The following is a 21792-nucleotide window of genomic DNA, read 5'->3' as shown; positions in this document are numbered from 1 at the left end:
CGATGCCTCTCAGTGGGCCTCCAGGCACTCATTTGAAGTCACGGCAGATTGTCCCGCAGAAAAATGTCGATGCGGATGCGCTCCTGGTCGGGGCTGATCGGCTCGCCCGAACAATGCGCGAGCAGGACACGCGCCGCAGACCGGGCCTCGTGACCGGGATCCTGGTTGATGATGGCGTCGAGCGTGCCGCGAACCAGGAAACGCCGCGTGTACTGAGTGAGCTCATGAGTGATCCAGACCACATCGCGCGCGCGACCGGAGGCCTCGAGCGCATCGGCGATGCCGCGGTTTCCGGCGCCGCAGCAGTATATGCCGCGGAGATCGGCATGGCGCGCGAGCAGCGCGACAGTGAGCTCCCGCGTGCGCGCGCTGTCGTCGCGGCCTTCGATGACCGGTAGCGTGAGCAGGCTCGGATACTCGCTGGATAGGATCTGGTGGAAGCCGAACTGCCGCTCGGTGTGATCGCGCAGCGACAACGATCCCGCGATCACGGCAACCGTCCCCTCGCGGCCCGCGAGGAAACGTCCCATCAGCGTTGCCGCAGTCCGCCCTGCGGCCGGGTTGTCGATACCGACATAATGCAGGCGGCGCGAACTCGGCGCGTCCGACACAAGGGTCACCACGGCGACCCCGCGCGCGGCGAGCTCGTCGATCGCGGCGCGCACCCTTGGATGGTCGAGCGCGATGACGGCAACGCCGTGATAGGCCGGCGACAAATTCTCCAGCGCGCCGGCGAGCACATCCGGATCGAATACGTCGACATGGAGGATATCGATGAAGCCGCGCTGTCCGGCGAGCCACTCCGCGGTGCGCTGGACCTGTTCGGTCAGGCTAGTCATGAAGCTGTTGCTGCCGCTCGGCAGCACGAAGGCGAAGCGAAAGCTCTGCCCGCGCGCGAGCCGGGCGGCCGCCACGTCTGCGCGGTAGCCGAGCTTGGCGACGGCGGCCTCGACACGCGCGACGGTCTTGGCCCGCACGCCCTCGCGCCGGTTGACGACACGATCGACGGTGGCGAGCGAAACGCCCGCCGCTCGCGCGACGTCCTCGAGCGTGGCGCGAACGGCCGGCTGCATCGCGCCAACCGTCATTCGCGCGCTGCCCACAGCATGCCGCGGGTCATCAACGTTCGGATCTCCGGTACGTCGAGCTCGTAGGCCCGGTGGCCGAGCGAGGAATAGAACACCCTGCCCGCACCGTAGCGCTTCTTCCATACGACGGGCATGACCACACCCTCGATCCAGGGTGCGTGCTCGCCACTGAAGGTCGTTGTCGCCAACACCTCGTTGGCGGGGTCGACATGCATGTAGTATTGCTCGGAACGGTGCTCGAAACTCTTCAGACCCTTCATGATAGGGTCATCCGGCTTCGTCAAGTCGACCTTGTAATCGATGATGTTGCCGGGATGCGCGACCCACTGCCCGCCGCACAAGAACTGGTAATCGACGGACTCGCGGAACGCATCGCACATGCCGCCATGATGGCCGGCGAGCCCGACGCCGCCACGCACCGCCGCACAGAGATTGAGCGCCTCCGCCTTCTCGATCTTCGACATGGTATAGATCGGGATGATCAGCGACAGATCGTGGATCGCGGGATCGGCGAACGCCGCCGTCGTGGTCTCGACCCGCACCTCGAAGCCTTCCGCCTTGAGCCAGCCGCGGATCATCGAGGCACAGAGATCGGGATCATGTCCCGGCCAACCGCCCCAAACTATCATTGCCTTGCGCATGTTTCTGTCCTCAGTCGATCTGTCCGGTTTCACGTCCGGCCGGCAGCATCGCCGGCCGCTCGACGCGATTCTCGATCTTGACGCGCCGGCCTTCGTCGGCAGAGGTCTGGAACGCCTCCATCACCTCCAGCACATGGAAGGCGAGCGCCCCCGAGGCGCGGTGCGGCCGGTTGTTCAGGACCGCCGAGGCCATGTCGGCGACGCCGATGGAACGGAATTCGCCTTCGACATGACCATGGGTTAGCGGCACCGTCTGCCACTCGCCACCTGTCTTCGCCACCTGCACCTCGCCGCCAAAGCGGTTCGGGTCCGGCACCAGCATGCTGCCGGTGTCGCCATAGATCTCGATCGGCGCGTGCCGGTGCTTCGGCACGTCGAAGCTCATCGCGATCGAGACGACCGCGCCGCTCTCGAATTCGAGCGTGCCCGCGACATGGGTCGAAACCTCGACCGGGATCAGCGCGCCGTTCATCGGCTGGCTGGTGACGATACGTTCGGATTTCGGTCGCGCGGTCGAGCCCATCACGCTCGCGACCGGGCCGAGCAGCTGCACGAGGTCCGTGATGTAATACGGGCCCATGTCCAGCATCGGGCCGCCGCCGCGCAAATAGTAGAAGCCCGGTGCCGGATGCCAGCGCTCGTGGCCGGGGCAGCCGAAGAAGGCGCTGCCCGCCACCGGCGTGCCGATGGCGCCGTCGTCGATCAGCTTGCGTGCGGTCTGGTGTCCACCGCCGAGGAACGTGTCGGGCGCACAGCCGACGCGCAGGCCCTTCTGCGCAGCGAGATCCATCACCTTGCGGGCTTCCGCGACGTCGATCCCGAGCGGCTTCTCGGAGTGAACGTGCTTCCCGGCATTCAGCACCGCGAGGCTGACGTCGGTGTGGGCGAGCGGCACCGTGAGATTGATGACGATCTCGACGTCATCGCGCTTGAGCAATTGGTCGACCCGCATCGCCGGAAGCCCGAAGGCGGCGCCCTGACGCTTCGCAGCATCGCTCCGCATGTCGGCCAGCGCCTTGATATCCAGGACCGGGAAGCGCTGCGCCGCTTTCAGATAGGCCGTGCTGATATTGCCGCAGCCGATGATTCCGATGCCGACTTTTCTCATTGTGATCTCCGTGAGGTACCGTTCATCCCTTGACCGCGCCTGCGGTGAGACCGGCGACGATGTGCTTCTGCGCCAGCAGGAAGAGAATGATCGTGGGCAGGATGGTCAGCGTGATGAAGGCCAGGATCAGGTGCCATTCGGACGAATACTCGCCCTGGTAAACCATGATCCCGAGCGGCCAGGGATAGAGCGCATCGGTGTTGAGCATCACCAGCGGCAACAGATAGGCGTTCCAGCTGTTGACGAAGGTGATGGTACCGACGGTCGCGAGAATGGGCCGCGACAACGGCAGCGTCACGTAGCGGAAGAACTTGACATAGCTGCAACCATCGACCAGCGCGGCCTCAAGCAGTTCGTAGGGAATGTCCTTGAAGAAGCGCCTTAGCAGCAGCACGCTCATCGCGAGGCTGAAGGCCACTTGCGGCAGCGCAACGCCGAAATAGGTGTCCAGCAGCCCGAGATCGCGCACCTTGATGAACAGCGGCAGCACCGCGGTCGCCGCCGGAAACAGCAGGCCGAGCGTCAAATAACTCAGCAACATCGATGAGCCGTAGAACCTGACATGGGCAAAGGTGAACGCCGCCATCGAGGCTGTGATCAGGGTCAATGTCACCGTGAGCGTCGAAATGATCAGCGAGTTGCGCAGGAGCTGCCAGTACCGCGCGGAGAACAGGATGTCGGCGTAATTCTGCCATTCCCAGTGCGTGGGCCAGCCGAACGGATTCACCCGCAATTCGCCGAGCGATTTGAAGCCGCCGAGCAAGGTCGCAAGCAGCGGCACCAGCACGAAGATGGCAACGAGCGCGAGGAACGCCGTCTTGAACAGCACGGCGGGATCGAATGGCGCACGGGCGGTCTCGGTGCTACTCATCGCGCATGAACCATCGCTTGTACGTGAAGGCAAACGTCACGCAGATCGCGAACAGAATGACACCGATGGCGCTGCCATAGCCGACCCGCATGCGCGAGATGCCGTTGTTGTAGAGGAAGCTCACCATCGTGTTGGAGGAATCCGCAGGCCCCCCGCGCGTCAGCGGCATGACGAGGTCGAACAGCTGCAGCGAGCCGACGATGGCGAAGAACACGGAGAGCCGGATCGTCGGATAGAGCAAGGGGATGACGACGTGGCGCAGCGCTTGCGAGCGCGTTGCGCCGTCGATTCGCGCCGCCTCGACCAGGCTCTTGTCGAGGCCCTGGAGCGCCGCGATGAACAGCATCATGTGGAAGCCAAAATACTTCCAGACGATCACGATCAGCACCGCCAGCATCGCCGTATCGGTCGAGGCCAAGAGATGTGGCGGCTCGGCGCCGAAGGTACGCCAGACCGAGGCGACGAGGCCGTAGTCGCCGTCATAGACGAAGCTGAAGATCAACCCGGTCGCGATCTCGGCCAGGATGTAGGGCATGAAGAACAGCATGCGCAGCGCCACCGCTCCACGAAAGCGTTCGGCAAGCATCAAGGCCAGCGTGAGCGCCAGCGGCAGCTGGATCGCGAGCGAGACCGCGATGATCAGCCCGTTGTTGCGCAGCGCGAGCCAGAAGGCACGCGTCTCCAGCACGAAGCGGTAATTGTCGAAGCCGATCCAGTGGGTCGGCTTGCCGAACCCATTCCAGTTGAAGCCCGAGTACCAGGCGGCCTCGCCGATCGGCAGCACGACGAACAACGTGAACAACAGCAGCGCCGGCGGCAGGAACAGAATCAGGACGGTGAAGCGGCCGTCCCAGCTCGGGCCGCGGACCGCGGCCTGCGGGACCGTCTCGCCGGCAACGCCCATCGCCGGCACGATCGCGATCCGTCGCGCCACCGTCAATTGCCCTGCTTCCACGCCGCTTCGATCGCTTTCGCAGCGTCCTGCGGGCTCATGCTGCCGCCGGCGATCTCCGCGGTGACGTCGTTGACGACGCGGCCGACCGAGGGGCCGAGGCTCTGGTCGTAGAAGTTCTGATGGTAGTTCGACTTCGCCAGATTGGCCGCGATCAGCTTCATGAAGGAATTGTTGAGGCCGGCGTCCGCGCCCTGCACCACCGGGATGATGAAATTGCCCGCCGCAAGCCGCGTCTGCACGTCCTTCGAGATGAAGTACTTCAGGAAATCGACGGCTTCCTTCGGCGAGCCCTTGGTGATCAGCCAGCCGGTGATGCCGCCGAGCGTATCCGTCGGCGCGCCCTTGCCGCCGGCGACGACCGGAAAATCGAACCAGCAGATCTTGTCTTCGCTCAGCCCGACCTTGTCGGCGGCGAGCGCGCGCTGCAAATGATAGACCGTGCTGATCGCAAGCGTCATTGCCGCCTTGCCGTCGCCGAAATAGCCGACAGCCTGCGGGTTCTTGAAGCCGAGAAAACCGTTCTGGAACGGCTGGAGATCGACGAGCTGCTTGAACAGCTCGCCGGATTTCAGGAAGGTCTCGCCGGCGAAGCCGCCATTCTCGCCGCGCAACGCCGCGTCGAATGCCGCCTTGCCGCCGATGCGCACCGCAAGATGGGTCCAGTAGAAGTGCAGCGGCCATTTGTCGGCGCCGCCGACCACGATCGGGGTGACACCGGCCGCCTTCAACGTCTTCACCGCCGCGAGCAGATCGTCCCAGCTCTTGATCCCGGCAGGATCGACCTTCGCCTTGGCCATCAGTTCCTTGTTGCAGAGGAAGCCGACCTGCGACAGCGCGGTCGGCAGGCCATAGACGCGGCCGTTGCTGGTGAAGGCGGCGAGCGCCGCCGGCGTGAGGCTGTCGCTGTAGCCCTTCACGGAATCGGTGATGTCGTCGAGGACGCCGGCCTCGATCTGCGTCTTCAGGACGCCGCCGGCCCAGCTGTAGATGATGTTGGGCCGGTCCCTGGATTGCAGGATGGTCGGCAGCTTGGCCTTGTAAGCCTCATTCTCGAGGAACTGCATCTCGACCTTTACACCGGGATGCGACGCCTCATAGGCCCGCGCGACCTCCTCCCAGATCTTCACCTGGGCCGGATTTGCCTCGATGTGCAGCCACTTTACCGTCGTGTCGGCTGCGGCAGAGTTAGCCCAAAGCAGGCATGCGGCAGCGGCGAGTCCTAGCTTCTCGAGCAGTCTCATCACATTCCTCCCGACCGGCTTTTATTCTTTGGCTGCAATCCTGCCTTCAATTTTTGAGGTGCGCAACTAAAATTCTGATCTATGCACCTCGCGCGGGGAGCGGTTAAGGTCTGCGGGAGAGTTGGGCGGCGCATCGCCCCGTCAACAAGTCGAGGTACCCATGGCCGCCATCTATTCCGACCTCGCCGGCAAGGTCGTTCTCGTCACCGGTGGCGCATCGGGAATTGGCGCTGCGATCGTGCGGCGCTTTGCACTGCAGAAGTCCACTGTCGTGTTCTTCGACATCAAGGCCGATGAGGGCCAACGCCTGGCACGCGAGCTGTCGGATCAAGGTCTCGGCACGCATTTCCAGTGCGTCGACCTGACCAATATCGCGGCGTTACGCGCCGGCGTCGTGGAGGCGCGCAAGGCCCATGGCGCAATCAACGTTCTCATCAACAATGCCGCGCACGATGAGCGGCACAACACCGAGGAGATGACGCCGGAATATTGGGACGACCGCATCGCGGTGAATCTGAAGCACCAGTTCTTTGCGTCGCAGGCCGTGCTGCCGGACATGAAGGCCGCGAATGCCGGCGCCATCATCAACTTCGGCTCGGTGTCGTGGATCGCGGGACAAGGCGGCATGGCCGCCTACACCGCCAGCAAATCAGGCGTGGTCGGCCTGACGCGCTCGCTGGCGCGCGATTACGGGCCCTACAATATTCGCGTGAACGCGATCGCGCCGGGCTGGATCATGACCGAGCGCCAACTCGAGAAATGGATGACGCCGGCGGGCGAGATCGAACTGCAGCAGCGACAATGCCTGAAGCGCAGACTCGTCCCGGACGAAGTCGCGAACTTCACCGTCTTCCTCGCCTCCGACGAGGCCTCCGCCTGCACCGCCCAGCACTACATCGTCGATGGCGGCTGGGTGTGAGACGGGATGGTGGGCGCACCAGGGTATGATGGGACTCGCCTTCAGGCGGCTGCATTCCTACGGTCCCGCGCTTTGGGCTTTCGTCGCATTCATGCTGGTCGCGAGCGCCGCGATCCTTTGTCTCGGCCCCTATCGTTATCCGGCAGAGGCGAGAGCCAAAGCGACCGAGCAACGCGCCGTCGATACGACCGTGACCGGGCAGGCATGAGCGACCGCCGGCCGCGATTTGCCTCGCGCCCAATCGATGTCTCAGCGCTTCCGCGCGTCGCTGCCGCGAGCCGCCTTGCCGCACGTATCCGCGCCAAAGACAGTCTCATTGACTAGGCGCCAATAGGCTTCCACGACCTGCGGGTCCTTGTCGGATAGTCCGCTCGTGAACTGCATTTCAGGCCCAAAGCCCGAGAGCGTCGCGGTCAGGCTGACCATCATGTAGTGAAACAGGATGGGATCGACCGCCGGGAGGAGACGCTGTTTCTGGGCGGCGGCGATCTGCGGAATCAGCCGATCGAGCAGCGGCACCAGCACCGTTTCTGCGACCCATTTCAGCCGGGGATTGTTCGTGAGCGTTTCCTGGCGCATGAACCGGTGAAATTCCGGAAACGCGACCGTATAGCGGAACAGCGTCGTGTACTCCTGACGCAGCCGCGCCAGCGGCGACAAATCCGATTCCTCGGGGGCTGAGACATCCCATTCGGACCGAATCTGGGCGAACGCATGCTCCGCTGCGGCCCGCCAGAGGATATCCTTGCTGCGAAAATGATAGGTGATCAGGGGATGTTGCAGGCCGAGCCGATCGGCAATGGCGCGAATGCTCGCTCCTTCGAACCCGCGCTCGGCAAACTCCGCGATGGCAGCATCGAGGATCGCGGCTCGCGTCTCGATCGAGCGCTGTTGTTCGGCTCTCTTGCGCGGTCGCCCGCGACGCCCGGTGGTCAGCCCCGTTTTGTTCGCCATTTGGCCGTCAATTAGCATGGCTTCCGACCTGAGGCCAAGCAACGTGGTCGATGACATGTCATGAATCCACGAGGGATTTGCCGCATAGAACGATCCCAGGACCGTCGATTCGCCGATCTCCGGTCTTTCGGCGTGATCGACGGCGTCGTCACCGCTCATGCATCGACCTTCGTCGCACGGCCGAACTCCTCGATCATCGCTTCGCGCATGGCAAACTTCTGGATCTTGCCAGTGACGGTGGAGGGGAAATTCTCGACGAAGCGGATGTAGCGCGGGATCTTGTAGTGCGATATCCGATCCTGACAGAACTTGCGGACGTTCTCCTCGTCGAGCGTGGTGCCGGCCTTCGTGATGATCCAGGCGCAGAGCTCCTCGCCGTACTTCGTGTCGGGCACGCCGAACACCTGGACGTCCTGAATCTGGGGATGGCGGTAGAGATACTCCTCCACTTCACGCGGATAGATGTTCTCGCCGCCGCGGATCACCATGTCCTTGATCCGTCCGACGATGCGGCAATATCCCTCCTCGTCGATCGTCGCCAGGTCGCCCGTATGCATCCAGCCCGCCGAATCGATCGCTTCCTTGGTCCGCACTTCGTCATTCCAATAGCCGAGCATGACGGAGTAGCCGCGGGTACAGAGTTCGCCGGCTTCTCCCCGCGGCAGGACCCGGCCCTGGCGATCGACGATCTTGACCTCGAGATGCGGCTGGATCCTTCCGACCGTTGAGACGCGCAGCTCGAGCGGATCGTCGCGACTGCTCTGGAAGCTCACCGGGCTGGTTTCGGTCATCCCGTAGGCGATCGTGATCTCGCTCATGTGCATTTTCGAGGCCACTTCCTTCATGACCTCGATCGGGCATGGCGCCCCGGCCATGATTCCGCGCCGCAGCGAGCTCAGATCGAAGCGCGAGAACTCGGGATGGTTCAGCTGCGCGATGAACATCGTGGGCACGCCATAGAGCACGTCGCATCGCTCCGCCTCCAGGGTCTCGAGCGTCCTCAGGGGATCGAAGGACTCGGATGGATAGACCATGGTTGCCGCGTGGGTGACGCAGCCGAGGTTGCCCATCACCATGCCGAAGCAATGATACAGCGGCACCGGGATGCAGACGCGAGAACCAGGTTCGATCCCGGTCGTCTCACCCACGAAGAGAGCATTATTGATCAGGTTATGATGCGAAAGGGTTGCACCCTTCGGCAGTCCCGTCGTGCCACTGGTGAACTGGATATTGACGGCGTCGTCCATTTGGACTGCGGCGGACACGGCGTCGAGCCGGGCGTTACCGACTTGCCTGCCGCGTTCCATGACCCAGTCGAACGTCAGGCAACCCTCATGCTTTCCCGCGATTGCGATCACGTGCCTCAGTTCGGGAAGGCGCGCACCATGCAGCTCACCATTTGCGCTTGCGAGCTCCGGAACAAGCTCGCGGATCATGGCGACATAGTCGCTGGACTTGAAGCGGGCAGCCGATATCAGCGCCCGGCATCCCACCGCCCGCAAGACGTGCTCCAACTCGCTGAGGCGATAGGCGGGGTTGATGTTGACGAGGACCAGGCCGGCCTTCGCTGTCGCGAACTGCGCGATCGTCCATTCCGCGCAGTTCGGGGACCAGATTCCGACCCGGTCGCCGGCCTGCAGGCCAAGAGCCAGAAGACCCGAGGCGAACGCATCGGAGCGCGATTTCAGCTCGGCGTAGGTCCAGCGAATGTTCTGGTGCGTCACGACCAGTGCTTCGCGAGACCCATCGGTCGCGCTCACCTCGTCCAGAAGCGCGCCAACGGTTTTCCCGATCAGGGGTGGTCCGCTGCTACCATGAACATAGCTTTCGCGTGGCACGTATTCCTCCCGGTCATCTCTGAGCCATCGGACGCTAGCCGCGCCGCGGCTGGCTTACTTTCCTTCGAAGACGAGCGTCGGCGGCTCGATGTCCTTGTCGAAGGCCGCTGCCGTATTGGCGAAGCCGCGCTGCGCATCGGCGCCGTCATAGAGCTCCATCGCAACATCGAGCATCACGAGGTCTGCCGCTGCCACGCCGCCGCTCGACCATGCCTTCAGAAGCGTGCGCGTCGCGGCATAGGATCGGGTCGGCCCGGCGGCGAGCTGTTGCGTCAGTGCCGCAGCCGTCGCCGCGAGCTCGGTCTCGGGCACCACATGGGTCGCGATTCCGAGTTGCCCCGCCTCGCGTCCGGAGATCGGCTCACCGAGCATGGCAAGCCGCGAGGCACGCGCCCGGCCGGCGCGCTCGGCGATCCGCTGGAGGGCGCCCGCGATCGGCAGCATCGCCGTGGTGACCTCGACGCAGCGTAGCGTCGCACTTTCCGCGGCGATGAGGAAATCGCAGGCCAGCGCCAGCTCAAAGCCGCCGCCGAACGCGACACCCTGCACCACTGCGACGGTCGGAATCTTCAGCATTTCGATGGCGCGGTAGGAGACGTTGACCTCGGCCACAAACGTCCTGAACCAGTTGACGTCTTTGCCCGGCCATTCGCGCACCTCGCCGCCGAAGGAGAAGTGTGGTCCCTCTGCACGGATGACGAGCGCGCGGATGTCGCTGATGCCGGCCTGGTGCACTGCGATCCGCAGGGCCTCGGTAAAGCGCAGGTCAAGACGGTTGAAGGGTGGGTTGGCGAGCACGATGCTGCCGACGGCGCCGTCGCGTTCAAATCGGATCGTCATGGCAAGCTTCCTCCTGTACGCCGACGGTCATACCGTACGGCGATCGTTCGACTGTGGAATGATGGGCAGCAGCAAATGCGAGGGCCGCTCCGCGTCCCGGTAGATCCTGTGGGTCACGGCCTTGCTGCTGCAAACGTGGTACGGGATGTATTCGACATTGGTCATCGCCCCCGTGCCGGTCGGAACATCCATGGACGCGATGTCGAGGCAAATCCGGTGTCCGGCCTTGAACTGGTTCGCGGTGGCGAGAATCTGGATCTGGTACTCGACCGCTTCGCCCGGCTTCACGGGAGAGATCGCCTCGCGCGTGAGCTTGTGGAACGGCTCCCAGGGCTTTGAACGCTTCTCATCGAGTGCCCGGTAGGAGGCCTTCAGCCAGCCTCGCGTCAGCTCCCGTTCGGGCAAGGTCGAGGGAACGTCGCGCTCGCCTTCGCGGGCGGTGCGAACGGAAACGTCGGGGCCGACGTCCTTGAGAACGACGATCCAATTGGTGTCCTCCTGATCGATCGCTGCGTGGAGCGTGAGCGTGATCGGGCCGGCCACCGTGACGTCATGCGGCAAAGGCTCTGTCATGTAACGCAGCCGCTCGACCTTCGTCGTCCGCGTGACCGGCATCTGCGTGAAGACATCCGGCTCGCGTGCTGCTGCGCCAAGCTCGATGGCCGGTCGCGGCGGCTCAGTCGAGAGGCCTTCCCAGTGGGAGAGATAGTATTTCGTCCACTGGGTCTCCGGCAGCGGCCAATCCGCACCGGTTCGCCACTCATTGGCGCCCATCAGCCAGTAGCGCACCGGCGGGTCGTTCATGATGCCGGTATCCTGCCCCTTCAGCCAATGGTCGTACCAGCGAATGATCTCGTCGTGATATTGATGGAATGGTCGCTCGAGATGCGCCGGTCCGGTGAACAGCAGCTTCTTCGGCGCATCGACGTTCCGGAAATAGTGCTGCGCGCCGAGCCAGTGGAGCTTGTAGGTGTAAGCGTAGGCGCCTGAGCCGGTGTAGAACGGGATTTTGATCTTCTTGAATATCTCCTCCGCGCGCTCGACGGTTCCGTCGAGCTCCCAGGGATGCGTCATCATGAGATACATGATGAAGGTCCGCTGCCCCTTCTGGGTCAGGATGTTGTAGAGATTGATGTACTGCTTGAAGTCCGGATTCCGCATCGCGCGGCGCCACAGCTCTTCCTCCGCGGCAGGAAGCTCCGCGGGCCGGTCCCGCGATTCATGAACGGTGCTGAACACGTCAAGCAGATACGGGAAGGTGTGCAGCACGCCGCCGGGATTGAAGTCGCGGAAGCCGAACATGCCGCCGTAGGCGCTGCATGCGTCGTAAGGGAAGATGGCTTTTAGTGCGGGATGCCCCTGCGCGGCGGCGCGCCATTGCTCGCCGGCGTAGCCGGAAATGCCGACCATGCCCACCTTGCCGTTCGACCAAGGCTGCTGCGTGATCCATTCGATCGTATCGTAATGGTCGGTGTCTTCGTGGCCGTAATGGCCTTCCGACTTGGCCGATCCTCTCGGCTGCCCGATCACATGCACATAGCCATTGGCGATGAAACGCCGTGTGTCGCCCGCCTCGATCGGTCCGAACCACAGCGGCGCATGAGCCGGCTGCGGCGGCAAGATGTCCGCGATGTCGGGCCCCTGGATATCCTTGTTGTGCAGTGCTGACGCGTACAGCACCGGGTATTTGCCCGATACGTCCGGACGATACACGTCGACGGCGAGCCGAGTGCCGTCTCTCATGGCAACGCTGATGTCCCGTTCCTCGACCATCGTTTCACCCCGGCTTTTCGCGACACTTTCGGTCGACGTTTGACGCTGTCGGCGGATGGAGAACCAAGCGCTCGATCCCGACCAGACGGATTATGCCACTTACCTTTACGATCGTAAAGTATAATATTCGCCGTCTCCGGAGCCGGTCGTGGGACGACGCATTCTGCAGGACAGTGAATGCCAGTAGGCACTCGCGCGACACGCTATGCCGCGCAATGCGGGACGTTCGTGCGTCCTTCTCTGGCTGCGCCCACCTTTGCCAGCAGGCTCGGGCTCGCAACAAGGATCCGCCGGCTGACGCCGATCCATTTCACTTGCATGTCCGCATCGGTATCGAGACGTTCCCGCACGCGGATCGCGACATCGACGCTTCGTGAATCAGGTCGACGCGGCGATTGGTCGCGTTTGAGGACCACCGCGGCAAAGAACCGGAGATCGTTGAAGTCGCGCACCGTTACTCGCCAGTCCTTCCTCGCGATCCGAACTGCTCGGGCAGATGAGGAGGATTCCGCGCCTCTCGATCATCCTCACCGGCCGGTGAAGACGACCTTCGGCGGCTCGATCCCCTCCTTGATGGCCTCCGCGCGAGACGTGCGGCCGCGTCGCGCATCCTCCGAGTTGTGAAGCGCCATCGTGACGTCCAGGATCACCGCATCGGCGGACGGAACGCCGCCGCCCGACCACGCCTTCAACAGGGTTCGTATCGCCGCATAGGATCGCGTGGGGCCCGTCGACAGGTCCTGCGCGAATTTCAACGCCACCGCCTCGACTTCCTCCGCGGGCACGACCGATGTCGCGATACCCAATTGGCCGGCAGTGACGCCCGACATCGGCTCGCACAGCATGGCATAGCGTGCCGCGCGCGAACGGCCGATGCGCTCCGCCAATCGTTGCACTGCACCGGCGACCGGCGCGGATCCCACCGATGCCTCGATGCAGCGAAAGACGGCGTCGTCCGCCACAACGATGAAGTCGCAAGCCAGAGCAAGCTCAAAGGCGCCGCCATATGCCGCGCCTCGAACCGCCGCGACGGTCGGGACCTGCAAGGCCTCGATCGCACGGAACGAACGATTGCATTCGGCGATGAAGGTGCGGAATTGATTGGTGTTCTTCTCCAGGAAGTCGAGCACGTCGCCGCCCTGGCTGAAATTGGGGCCTTCCGCGCGGACCAACAGCACCCGAATGTCGCTTTCGCTGGCTTCATGAACAGCCTGCTTGAGGTCGTTCGAGAAGGCCGAGGCGATGAGATTCTTCGGTGGATTGGCCAGCACGATGTGGCCGACGGCGTCCGTCTGTTCGAATTTGATCACTTGCATGTCAACCTCCTGGGATGGGTTTGTCGAGCAAAGATGAATTCCCTAGGCCGTCTCGCGCCAGCGACGAAACGGTATCGCCCGGTCGCAGTTGCCAGTACACGACGAGGAGACACAGCCCGCCGAGCGCCGCCAGCGCTCCGCCGACAGTCGAGAGAGCCGATCCCAGAACTCCCTGGAAAAGTTGCTCGGCGACGACGGCCACCAGTGTCGGCGCGATCGCCGTTCCGGTAATGCCGACCCAGGCGAAATGGACTGCCGTGATCTTTCCGATCGCGGCTCCGGACGACAAATGCACGATCGTCGATGTTCCGATGGTGAAGAGGCTCGCGGCCAGCAGATTGAAGACGGCGAGCAGCATCCAGACCGAGACGATGGAACCTGCGGCCGGAACAAAGACCGCTGGAAGGAAGATCAGCGCGGAGATCGCAACGCCGAGGGCCGGGACCGCCGGCAACCCGTACCTCCGATAGACCGCGTCGACGAGAAAGCCGGCGATGAACTGGCTGGCGGTGCTGAGAAACAGGACGATGAGACCATAGGTCAGGCCGATCTCGCCGGCCGGGATCTTCCATACCCGCCCGAGAAAGGCCGGTATCCAGGACGAGTATCCGACCGACAACATGATCGTTGCGGCGTTCGCCAGAAACAGCGGAACGAAGACAAGCCATCGATCACGAACAGCTTCGAAGGCGTCCTTGAGCGCGATGGGTTTATCCGTGCTAACCGACCGTCGCGCCGGCTCCTTGAACGTGTAGACGAGCAAGGCGACCGGGAGCGCGATCGCCCCGCACGCGATCAGAACGAGCTGCCATGAGCGAACCGAGACTCCCAGCAAGGGAAGAACGTAGCTTCCGCTCTCTCCCACGAAGTGAAGGATCGCTCCGCCGCCTAGCAGCGCCAACCCGCCGCCGACGCTCGCCCCCATCGCCCAGATCGCAACCGCGCGCCCCCGAAAGCGGGGATGGAATGCATCCCTGACGAGCGACATGCTCGAAGGTCCGCAGGTTGCTTCGCCGGCACCGACGCCGCAGCGGCCAAGAAAGAGACCTGCGTAAGTCGTGACGGAGCCGCAGAACATCGTCGATATGCCCCACACAGCGATACCCATAGCCAGGATCCGTCGTCGCGGGAAACGATCGACAAGGATGCCGACGAACCAGCCTCCGACGGAGTAGGTAATGATAAAGGCAGCCCCGATCAGGAAGCTCATCAGCGTGTCGGATATCTGGAGGTCGCGCTTGATCGGCTGCACCAGCAACGGCAGTGCCGCGCGATCGATGAACGCAACGGCATTCACGAGACAAAGGACAGCCGCCAACCACCAATGCCCTCGATTGGGCCGCTCGACTTCCTGTTCGGCTACCATGCGTTTCCTTCCTCCCGGCGCAACTGCGCCCGCTTCCCTTCACGCTTGAGCGGCCATCTCGCGAACGACCGCGTTGAATTTCGAGGGAGCTTCGAGCTTGAGAATGTGACCGCAATCCTCGAACGAATGCGCCATAGCCGACGGCGCCGCGGCAAGGAGCCGCCCGGCGTGATCTCGATATGGCGCGACCTGGTCGAGGGTGCCGGAGAGGATGGCGATCGGGGACTTAACCGCTGCGATGATGTCGGGTGTGTAGACCGTGAACAGCGAGCGGATCGCCTGACGCCAGCCATCGGTCGTCATCCCATCGCGCAAGCATTCGACATGCTGCCTGACCTGAGCCGGCGTGTGGGGGGCGACGAGCCTGTTCGCGATCGCCGCGCGCGACACCAGGATGTCGACATCCGCCATACGAAGCCACGCATTCAGCTCGGCATCGCGGGCCTCACCGGTGATGTGACCTCTGGCAGCGTTGGGCGCCGAAAGAACAAGGCTGCCGATCAGCGAGGGATATCGTCGCGCAAAGGCCAGCGCCACGACGCTCCCCCAGGAGCTGCCAACCAGAGCCGCCAGCCGTCGCACGCCGAGCGCACGCAGTAAACCTTCCAGCGCGTTTGTATAGCCATCGATATCAGCGTCCTGCCCCGGGATCGGCGAGCTGCGGCCAAAGCCGGGCGCGTTCCAGGCGATGACGTGAAAATCACGCGACAACCCGGCGAATTGGGCGCGGTATCCTGCCGAACTGGAGCCCAGCCCATGAAGCATCAGCACCGCAGGATTGCTCGGATTTCCAGCGGAACGATATTCCATCTGGCCCCGCTGCCCGGAGAAGACCGACGACACAACGTCGGCCCGGGCGAGCGCGGGCAAATCCTGCGCAAGCAGCTCGGTATCGAGCGGGGACAATTCGGCCATCGCTCAAGCTCCGACCGCAAGCGCGAGGCGTCGGGCCGGCTCGCGAGAATTCCCGGCTTCATAGCCAAGCCGTTGCGACAGGTCTTTTGCCGTCTCGCGCAAGGCGCGAGCGAACTCTCCGTCGAGATCGGCGCGAAACCGGCTCGCCTCGCCCACCGCGGTCAGGGCCAGCACCGCCCGGCCATCCGCATCGAGCACGGGCGCGCTGAGCGCGTTGATCAGCGTCTCGCTACGATAGAAGGTCTCCAGCCCTTGTCTCGCGAGCCCTTGCCGCCGCACCTCTGCGAGGCGTTCGTTCCAATCGCCCTCTCTGGCCCCCGCATCTTGATCTGGCAAAGTCGTCTGGGCGATAGCTTCAGGAGAAAGATGTGCAGCAAAGGCTAGACCGGTCGCCGTCGATGCGACCGGGAGGATCAACCCCAGGGGAAGCGCTTCGCTCACCGGAGCGGATGCCGGCTCCCAATGGGTGATCGTCGGACCATGGGCGCCCCAGACGGCAAGCGCCATCGTCTCGTCGAACCGTCTGACCAGGCGCTCGATCGCACGTGTGCCGAGCCGCATCGCCGTGAGCTGAGCGTTTCTGCGATCGGGCGACGACGCGCCGTCGGCCATGTCGTGGGGATCCGCCAGCAGATATCGACCATTGCCGAAGACGAGCGGCTTCCGCTCGGCTTGATCGATCGCGAGCACCTCGCCGACATAGATCGTGTGGTCGCCGCCCGGCACGCGCGACACGACCCGACACTCGAGCCGGGCACTGCAGTCGCGGAGCAGCGGTACGCCGCCAGCGCCGATATCGACATCGATGCCCGCGAACTTCTCATGCGAGGATTTCGCGAATCGTTTGGACAGCTCGATCTGGTCCTCGGCCAGGATATTCACCGCGAAGCGTTCAGCCTTGAAGAATGCCGAATGACTATGGCTCTTCACCGCCTGGCTCCAGAGAACCAGCGGAGGGTCGAGCGATACCGAGCTGAACGAATTAGCGGTCACGCCGTGAAATTGACCTTCGTCGTCGCTGGTGGTGACGACCGTCACCCCCGTCACGAAGGTTCCGAGCACGCGCCGCAGATCGCGGCTGTCGAACAGAGGAGCATCCGGCATTTTTCATCTCCTTGCGTTCATGCGGCAACCGCTTCCGCCGCTTCCACGGCCGGCATGACATGCTCGGCAAAGCGGAGGATCGAGGCAGCGGCTTCCGCGTGCGGCATGGTCCCGAACATGAAGCTTCCGATCACGTAGTTCAGTCCGCCAAGCGCGACCTGGTCCGACAGAACTTGCGTCACCGTTCGGGCCGAGCCGGCAATCGCATGTCCGGATTCGACGAGTTGGTCGAATGACGGCGGCAGCTTCGCGTTGACCGGTTGCGTCCCGTGCTTGCGCCAGAGCTTGATGAAGTTGTCGTAGAACGACGGCCAGGCCTTTCGTCCCAGTTCCTGCGCTTCGCGATCGGTCTCGCCGACGATGATGTAGCGATTGACGCCAATCAGCGGCGAGCCGTTGCCCCGGAGACCGGCCGCAGCCATCTCCTTGCGGTAGCGATCCGAAATCGCGCGCACGCGCGATACCTGCCCGCCGCAGACCACGTTCAAACCGTTGTGTGCCGGCCAGACCACGGAGTCCGGCGAGCCGACCGCGTACCACATCGGCGGACGCGGCCGCTGAAGCGGCTTCATCTCCACCGCATAGTCGTTGAGGTTCCAGAACTCGCCCGTCGTCGTGACGGAATCCTGCGTGATGCAGCGCTGGATCGCATCGAAGGCCTCCGCATACATCTTCGCGGCCTTCGTGGAGTCGATGCCGAGCGCGTCGAGTTCATGCGGCGAAGCACCGCGCCCAATCCCGAACTCGAACCGCCCGCCACTCAGATGATCGAGCATGCAGATCTCTTCGTAAAGGCGCGCGGGATTGTAGGTCGGCAACAGATAGACGAGCGGGCATAGCCTCAACTTCTTGGTCCGCTGCGACAGGGCAGCCATCCACACGCTGGGCGACGGCGTCATGCTCAGCGGCGTGCCGTGATGCTCGCTCATATGGAAGCAATGGAAGCCGAGACGGTCGTAGAGCTCGGCGAGCGCAAGACGGTTCTCGTACTGCTCCGCCAGCGGTAGGCCCGAACGGTCATTCTGATCGAAGACGCCGAATTTCATGATGAGTCTCCTCGTTGGATTCGATATGCGCAGCCGGGTCAGACCGAGCGGCCCGGCCGGACGTGAAGCTGAAACAGATTGCCCTCGGGATCGGCGAAGGTGGCGACGCTGCCGTGCGCGCCCATGTCGCGGCTTGCGAGATGCCGTCCGCCAAACCGTTCGATCCGCGCCGCGACCGGCCCCACATCGGTTGCGTCGAACACGATCACGCTGCCGCGCGCGTCCTTGGCCGCCTCGGCAGCCGAGCTCAGGGCGAACACGACCGGCCCGGCCTTGAACTGGCACCAGTTGTCGTGATCGCGAAATGCCCGCGGCAACTCCAGCGCCTCTGCGTAGAAGGCCTGCATGCGGTCCATGTCATTGACGACCGTGTAGATGCTGCGGACGGCCCCGAAAGGCATCTTTTCCTCCTTTTCCTATATTCAACACTGTTGTATATATGTTGTATTGTTGTATACTGCTCTCGACTTTCATTTGTGTCAATCTCGATTCCAATCGCTGAACCAGTCGAAGGAAGCAGATGCTGGAGAAGAAGCCGCGCCGAGGCATTCAGTCGGTGGAAATTGCCTTTCGGATTCTGAGCGTTATGCAGACGAGCCAGCAGGCAATGGCTCTCAAGGACATCGCGCCTCTGGCCGATCTCACGACGAGCGCCGCGAATAACTATCTCGTGAGCCTCGTCAGGATCGGGCTTGCCGCCGCGGACGAGAAGCCTGGCCACTATCGCCTCGGACCTGCGGCGCTCTCGCTCGGCGTCAGCGCGATCCAGCAGATCGACGGTTTCGAGATCGTCCGCCGCGAGGTCACCAATCTGCGCGACATGACCAGGCGCAGCGCGGCCGTCACCACCTGGACCGATGACGGCCCACTCAGCCTGTTCAAGCAGGACGGCGATCAGCGCGGCGCGTTCGAATTTCGCACCGGGCTGATCCCGATGCTCGGTTCTGCGGCGGGGAAGATCTATGCGGCCCGGCTGCCGGCGGGCGTGACGACACATCTGATCGAGCAGGAGTGGGGCGCGATGTTCGGTGGCAAGCCCGATATCGGCAAATTCCGAGAAGATGCCGTGCGGGAGCTCAAGCGAAGGGGCTACACCACCATCACCCGGTCCGACCTCGATGGCTATGTTTCGATCGCCGCGCCGATCGTGGACTGGAACGGCGATGTTCGCTTCACGCTCAGCCTCGCCGGCACGCGCGCCTCCATGAAAGTCGAGCCCTCGAGCGATCACGTGAAGGCGCTGCTCGCCAGCGCCTCCCGCGCGACACAATCCCTCGGAGGCAAGACCGACCTACGCGACTGAAGATCGAACGTCAGATTTTGACAAGGTTGCTCGCCGCAAGCGAACCGAACGGCAGCGAGGCCAGAGGCTCACCCACATTGAGTACGCCGAGGTCGACCGGAAAATGACCGACCCGTTCGATGAACTCAACGGGATTGGTGGCATCGATGACGATGCGGCCGTTGCAAACGGGAAGCCCCTGTGACGCCCTTTCGAGATCGACCCAGCGTACGGCCGTCAGAACGATGTCGGCGCTGGCAGCCTCCCTGGCGGTACCGGCCTTGATCGACGGACCAAGTTCCGCGACCAATCCTCGTAGCGACTCCGGGCCGCGACTGTTTGCGATGGTCGCGCCAAGCCCGCCTCTGAGAGCAGATTCTTCGAAATCCCTTCGGCCAGAGCAGTTTTGTTCAAGACCAGTCCCGCAAATGCGTCAGCTTGACCGGCGAGACTTGGTCGCTCCTACTCAAGCGGAGATCTGCCCATGAGCAAGCAATTTGCCATCTCCCCCGGCGAAGCCGCGGATCGCCTCGCAATACGCGAGCTGGTCGAAGCCTACGCACACTGCGCCGACCGTCGCGATGCAATGGGCCAGATGTCCCTCTTCACCGAGGACACCCAGTTCATCGTTTACATGAATGCCAAGGATCCAACGCCGTCACAGGAGCTGCACTCCCGTGCGGCACTTGCTCCGGTCTTCGCGGAGCTGAACAAATACGATGCCACGACCCACTTCCTCGGACAGAGCACGCTGCTCTCGCTGACGAGCGAGCATGGCACGGGCGAAACCTATTGCCTGGCGCATCACGTCACGGTCGGCAACGACGGACAACGCCGCCTGATGGTCGCCTCGCTCCGCTACCTCGATACGTTCGTGAAGCTGGACGGCACCTGGCTGTTTGCGGAGCGCCGGCTCTATGTCGACTGGATCGACGAACGCGCGCTCTCATGAGGACGCGTCGCGTTCCAGGAAACTAAAGCACGACCTCGATCAGGCGGGGACCGCGATTACTCATCGCGCTGGCGAATTGGCTCGCAAACCCCTCAACCGAAGTCGCCCGGCTCGCCTCCACGCCCATGCCGGAGGCGAGCTTGACCCAATCGAGCTCCGGATTATGCAGATCCAGCATCGAAAACGCCTTGGGCCCGGCTTCTCCGGCACCCACCCGCGCGAGCTCGATGTTGAGAATCGCATAGGAGCGATTGGCAAAGATCACCGTGGTGACGTCGAGCGATTCCCGCACCTGCGTCCACAACGCCTGCGGCGTATACATCGCTCCGCCGTCGCCATGGAGACAGACGACCTTCCTGTCCGGACAGGCAACCGCGGCGCCCGTGGCGAGGGGGATACCCTGCCCGATCGCGCCTCCGGTCAACGCAAGATGGTCGTGCGGCGCGATATTGGCTGCAAATCGATGCATGCCACCGCCTGCCGTTGCGCCTTCGTCTGAGATGATGGCCCCGTCAGGAAGGAAATGTGCAATGATCTGTCCGGCGGTCTGCGGATTGAGCGGTCCGGCAGGGATATCAGGCTTGCCTGGCGAACCGATATGCGCTGGGTCCCTCGCTGCCTTCACGGCGTCAGCGAGAGCTTCCAGCGCCGCCGTGCCATCCTCGTGGACGTGGGCGAGATGCAAGATCTTGCAGTCGTCGGGCGTGCACCAGGACGGCTTGTTCGGATAGGCGAAGAAGCTCACCGGAGGATTCGCGCCAACCAGGATCAGTTGCTGCGTTCCCTTCATGAACTCGACGATTTGCTCGGCGAAATAGGGAACACGCTCCACTTTCACGCGCCCGGCGCCACGCTGGCAGCGTGGCGCAAAGGTGTCGCAGGCGATCCGCGCGCCTGAAGTCGCGGCGATGCGTCCTGCCGCATTGAGCCCACTTTCCTTGAGCGCAGCTCCGCGGATCAGCAGCATGGTCTTGCGGCCCGATTTGAGTGCAACGGCGGCCTGGTCGATCGCTTCGGCAGACGCCGTCGCTGGCAGAGGCTTCGGCAGCGCGGGTGCCGGGTGGTCGGCCTCGAGCCAGGCCGTGTCGGCAGGCAAGATCAACGTCGCAATCTGACCCGGATATTGCAGGGCGGCCTGCACGGCCCGCGCGCCGTCTGCGGCAACGGTTCTGGCGCTCACCGACGAATGCACCCAGCCGGAGACCGGCCGCGCAAAGCCGCGGACATCGGAAGCGAGCGGCGCGTCGTACTGCGCGTGATAGGTGGCGTGGTCACCGACGATATTGACGATCGGCGTCGCCGCGCGGCGCGCGTTATGAAGATTGGCGAGCCCGTTCGCGAGTCCAGGTCCGAGATGCAGCAGCGTCGCGGCCGGCTTCTCCGCCATGCGACCGTAGCCGTCGGCCATGCCGGTCACCACACCTTCGAACAGGCCGAGCACGGTCCGCATACCCTCCACCCTGTCGAGGGCAGCCACAAAATGCATTTCCGACGTGCCGGGATTGCCGAAGCAGACCTCGACACCCGATCCGACGAGCGTCCGCAAGAGACTTTCAGCGCCGTTCATGCCGCTTCCCCGTTTT

At 63.5% G+C, this 21792-nt stretch carries 23 protein-coding genes; 4 read left to right on the top strand and 19 right to left on the bottom strand.

All coding sequences use genetic code 11. The features are described from left to right. Window positions 1-38: 38 nt before the first annotated feature. Genes IC761_RS10145 through IC761_RS10120 form a run of 6 tightly spaced genes read right to left on the bottom strand, consistent with a single transcriptional unit; the run spans window position 39 to window position 5904 of the window. Window positions 39-1088 carry a LacI family DNA-binding transcriptional regulator gene (locus IC761_RS10145; RefSeq protein WP_195803105.1) on the bottom strand — a complete coding sequence of 350 codons (1050 nt, stop codon included), beginning with the start codon at window positions 1086-1088 and terminating at the stop codon, window positions 39-41. Continuing rightward, window positions 1085-1729: a ThuA domain-containing protein gene (locus tag IC761_RS10140; RefSeq protein WP_195803104.1), complete on the bottom strand. Its 645-nt coding sequence runs from the start codon at window positions 1727-1729 to the stop codon at window positions 1085-1087. The genes IC761_RS10145 and IC761_RS10140 overlap by 4 nt, the downstream gene beginning before the upstream one ends. A gap of 10 nt (window positions 1730-1739) precedes the next feature. After that, on the bottom strand, window positions 1740-2837 hold the full coding sequence (locus IC761_RS10135) for a Gfo/Idh/MocA family protein (RefSeq protein WP_195803103.1): 1098 nt from the start codon (window positions 2835-2837) through the stop codon (window positions 1740-1742). A gap of 22 nt (window positions 2838-2859) precedes the next feature. After that, window positions 2860-3708: a carbohydrate ABC transporter permease gene (locus tag IC761_RS10130; RefSeq protein ID WP_195803102.1), complete on the bottom strand. Its 849-nt coding sequence runs from the start codon at window positions 3706-3708 to the stop codon at window positions 2860-2862. Further along, the gene (locus IC761_RS10125; protein WP_195803101.1) at window positions 3701-4642 is read right to left on the bottom strand and encodes a carbohydrate ABC transporter permease; all 942 of its coding nucleotides are present in this window, start codon (window positions 4640-4642) and stop codon (window positions 3701-3703) included. The genes IC761_RS10130 and IC761_RS10125 overlap by 8 nt, the downstream gene beginning before the upstream one ends. A gap of 2 nt (window positions 4643-4644) precedes the next feature. Further along, window positions 4645-5904 (bottom strand): extracellular solute-binding protein, encoded by a 1260-nt coding sequence (locus IC761_RS10120; RefSeq protein ID WP_195803100.1) that lies wholly within the window; start codon window positions 5902-5904, stop codon window positions 4645-4647. A 160-nt stretch (window positions 5905-6064) separates the two neighbouring features. On the opposite strand from IC761_RS10120, the gene IC761_RS10115 reads away from it, so the two are divergent. Further along, on the top strand, window positions 6065-6823 hold the full coding sequence (locus IC761_RS10115) for an SDR family NAD(P)-dependent oxidoreductase (protein WP_195803099.1): 759 nt from the start codon (window positions 6065-6067) through the stop codon (window positions 6821-6823). 25 nt (window positions 6824-6848) lie between these two features. Continuing rightward, complete coding sequence (locus IC761_RS10110) at window positions 6849-7031, top strand: hypothetical protein (protein WP_195803098.1); 183 nt, start codon at window positions 6849-6851, stop codon at window positions 7029-7031. A gap of 41 nt (window positions 7032-7072) precedes the next feature. On the opposite strand, the gene IC761_RS10105 is transcribed toward IC761_RS10110, so the two are convergent. The 11 genes from IC761_RS10105 to IC761_RS10055 form a co-directional block, all read right to left on the bottom strand. Further along, entirely contained in the window at window positions 7073-7777 is a 705-nt protein-coding gene (locus tag IC761_RS10105; RefSeq protein ID WP_195803097.1) for a TetR/AcrR family transcriptional regulator, read from the bottom strand. 155 nt (window positions 7778-7932) lie between these two features. Beyond that, window positions 7933-9615 (bottom strand): AMP-binding protein, encoded by a 1683-nt coding sequence (locus IC761_RS10100; RefSeq protein ID WP_195803096.1) that lies wholly within the window; start codon window positions 9613-9615, stop codon window positions 7933-7935. A 54-nt stretch (window positions 9616-9669) separates the two neighbouring features. Then, window positions 9670-10455, bottom strand: coding sequence for an enoyl-CoA hydratase/isomerase family protein (locus IC761_RS10095; protein WP_195803095.1), 786 nt, complete (start codon window positions 10453-10455; stop codon window positions 9670-9672). 27 nt (window positions 10456-10482) lie between these two features. Continuing rightward, window positions 10483-12198 (bottom strand): CocE/NonD family hydrolase, encoded by a 1716-nt coding sequence (locus IC761_RS10090; protein ID WP_195803094.1) that lies wholly within the window; start codon window positions 12196-12198, stop codon window positions 10483-10485. Window positions 12199-12431: 233 nt separating this feature from the next. Next, complete coding sequence (locus IC761_RS10085) at window positions 12432-12680, bottom strand: type 2 periplasmic-binding domain-containing protein (RefSeq protein WP_195804899.1); 249 nt, start codon at window positions 12678-12680, stop codon at window positions 12432-12434. A gap of 75 nt (window positions 12681-12755) precedes the next feature. After that, the gene (locus IC761_RS10080; protein ID WP_195803093.1) at window positions 12756-13544 is read right to left on the bottom strand and encodes an enoyl-CoA hydratase/isomerase family protein; all 789 of its coding nucleotides are present in this window, start codon (window positions 13542-13544) and stop codon (window positions 12756-12758) included. A 1-nt stretch (window position 13545) separates the two neighbouring features. Beyond that, window positions 13546-14910, bottom strand: a complete 1365-nt coding sequence (locus IC761_RS10075) for an MFS transporter (RefSeq protein ID WP_195803092.1) — start codon at window positions 14908-14910, stop codon at window positions 13546-13548. 39 nt (window positions 14911-14949) lie between these two features. Further along, window positions 14950-15780, bottom strand: coding sequence for an alpha/beta fold hydrolase (locus IC761_RS10070; RefSeq protein ID WP_195803091.1), 831 nt, complete (start codon window positions 15778-15780; stop codon window positions 14950-14952). A gap of 48 nt (window positions 15781-15828) precedes the next feature. Further along, the gene (locus tag IC761_RS10065; protein ID WP_195803090.1) at window positions 15829-16929 is read right to left on the bottom strand and encodes a flavin reductase; all 1101 of its coding nucleotides are present in this window, start codon (window positions 16927-16929) and stop codon (window positions 15829-15831) included. Between the two features lie 17 nt (window positions 16930-16946). Then, window positions 16947-17975, bottom strand: coding sequence for an LLM class flavin-dependent oxidoreductase (locus tag IC761_RS10060; RefSeq protein WP_195803089.1), 1029 nt, complete (start codon window positions 17973-17975; stop codon window positions 16947-16949). 38 nt (window positions 17976-18013) lie between these two features. Further along, window positions 18014-18376 (bottom strand): VOC family protein, encoded by a 363-nt coding sequence (locus IC761_RS10055; RefSeq protein WP_195803088.1) that lies wholly within the window; start codon window positions 18374-18376, stop codon window positions 18014-18016. A gap of 206 nt (window positions 18377-18582) precedes the next feature. Here IC761_RS10055 and IC761_RS10050 point away from each other — a divergent pair, with 206 nt between their 5' ends. After that, window positions 18583-19278, top strand: a complete 696-nt coding sequence (locus IC761_RS10050) for an IclR family transcriptional regulator (protein ID WP_246791479.1) — start codon at window positions 18583-18585, stop codon at window positions 19276-19278. A gap of 10 nt (window positions 19279-19288) precedes the next feature. On the opposite strand, the gene IC761_RS10045 is transcribed toward IC761_RS10050, so the two are convergent. Continuing rightward, the gene (locus IC761_RS10045; RefSeq protein ID WP_246791478.1) at window positions 19289-19567 is read right to left on the bottom strand and encodes an NAD(P)-binding domain-containing protein; all 279 of its coding nucleotides are present in this window, start codon (window positions 19565-19567) and stop codon (window positions 19289-19291) included. Between the two features lie 174 nt (window positions 19568-19741). On the opposite strand from IC761_RS10045, the gene IC761_RS10040 reads away from it, so the two are divergent. Next, a complete protein-coding gene (locus IC761_RS10040) occupies window positions 19742-20209 on the top strand; it encodes a nuclear transport factor 2 family protein (protein WP_195803087.1) in 468 nt (155 codons plus the stop codon). Between the two features lie 22 nt (window positions 20210-20231). Here the strand turns inward: IC761_RS10040 and IC761_RS10035 are convergent, their stop codons facing one another. After that, window positions 20232-21776 carry an acetolactate synthase large subunit gene (locus tag IC761_RS10035; protein WP_195803086.1) on the bottom strand — a complete coding sequence of 515 codons (1545 nt, stop codon included), beginning with the start codon at window positions 21774-21776 and terminating at the stop codon, window positions 20232-20234. Window positions 21777-21792: the final 16 nt, after the last annotated feature.

Source organism: Bradyrhizobium commune (assembly GCF_015624505.1).
GTDB classification, from domain to species: Bacteria; Pseudomonadota; Alphaproteobacteria; order Rhizobiales; family Xanthobacteraceae; genus Bradyrhizobium; species Bradyrhizobium commune.
The sequence above is the reverse complement of the archived record's forward strand: the minus strand, read 5'-3'. Positions and strand labels throughout refer to the sequence as shown.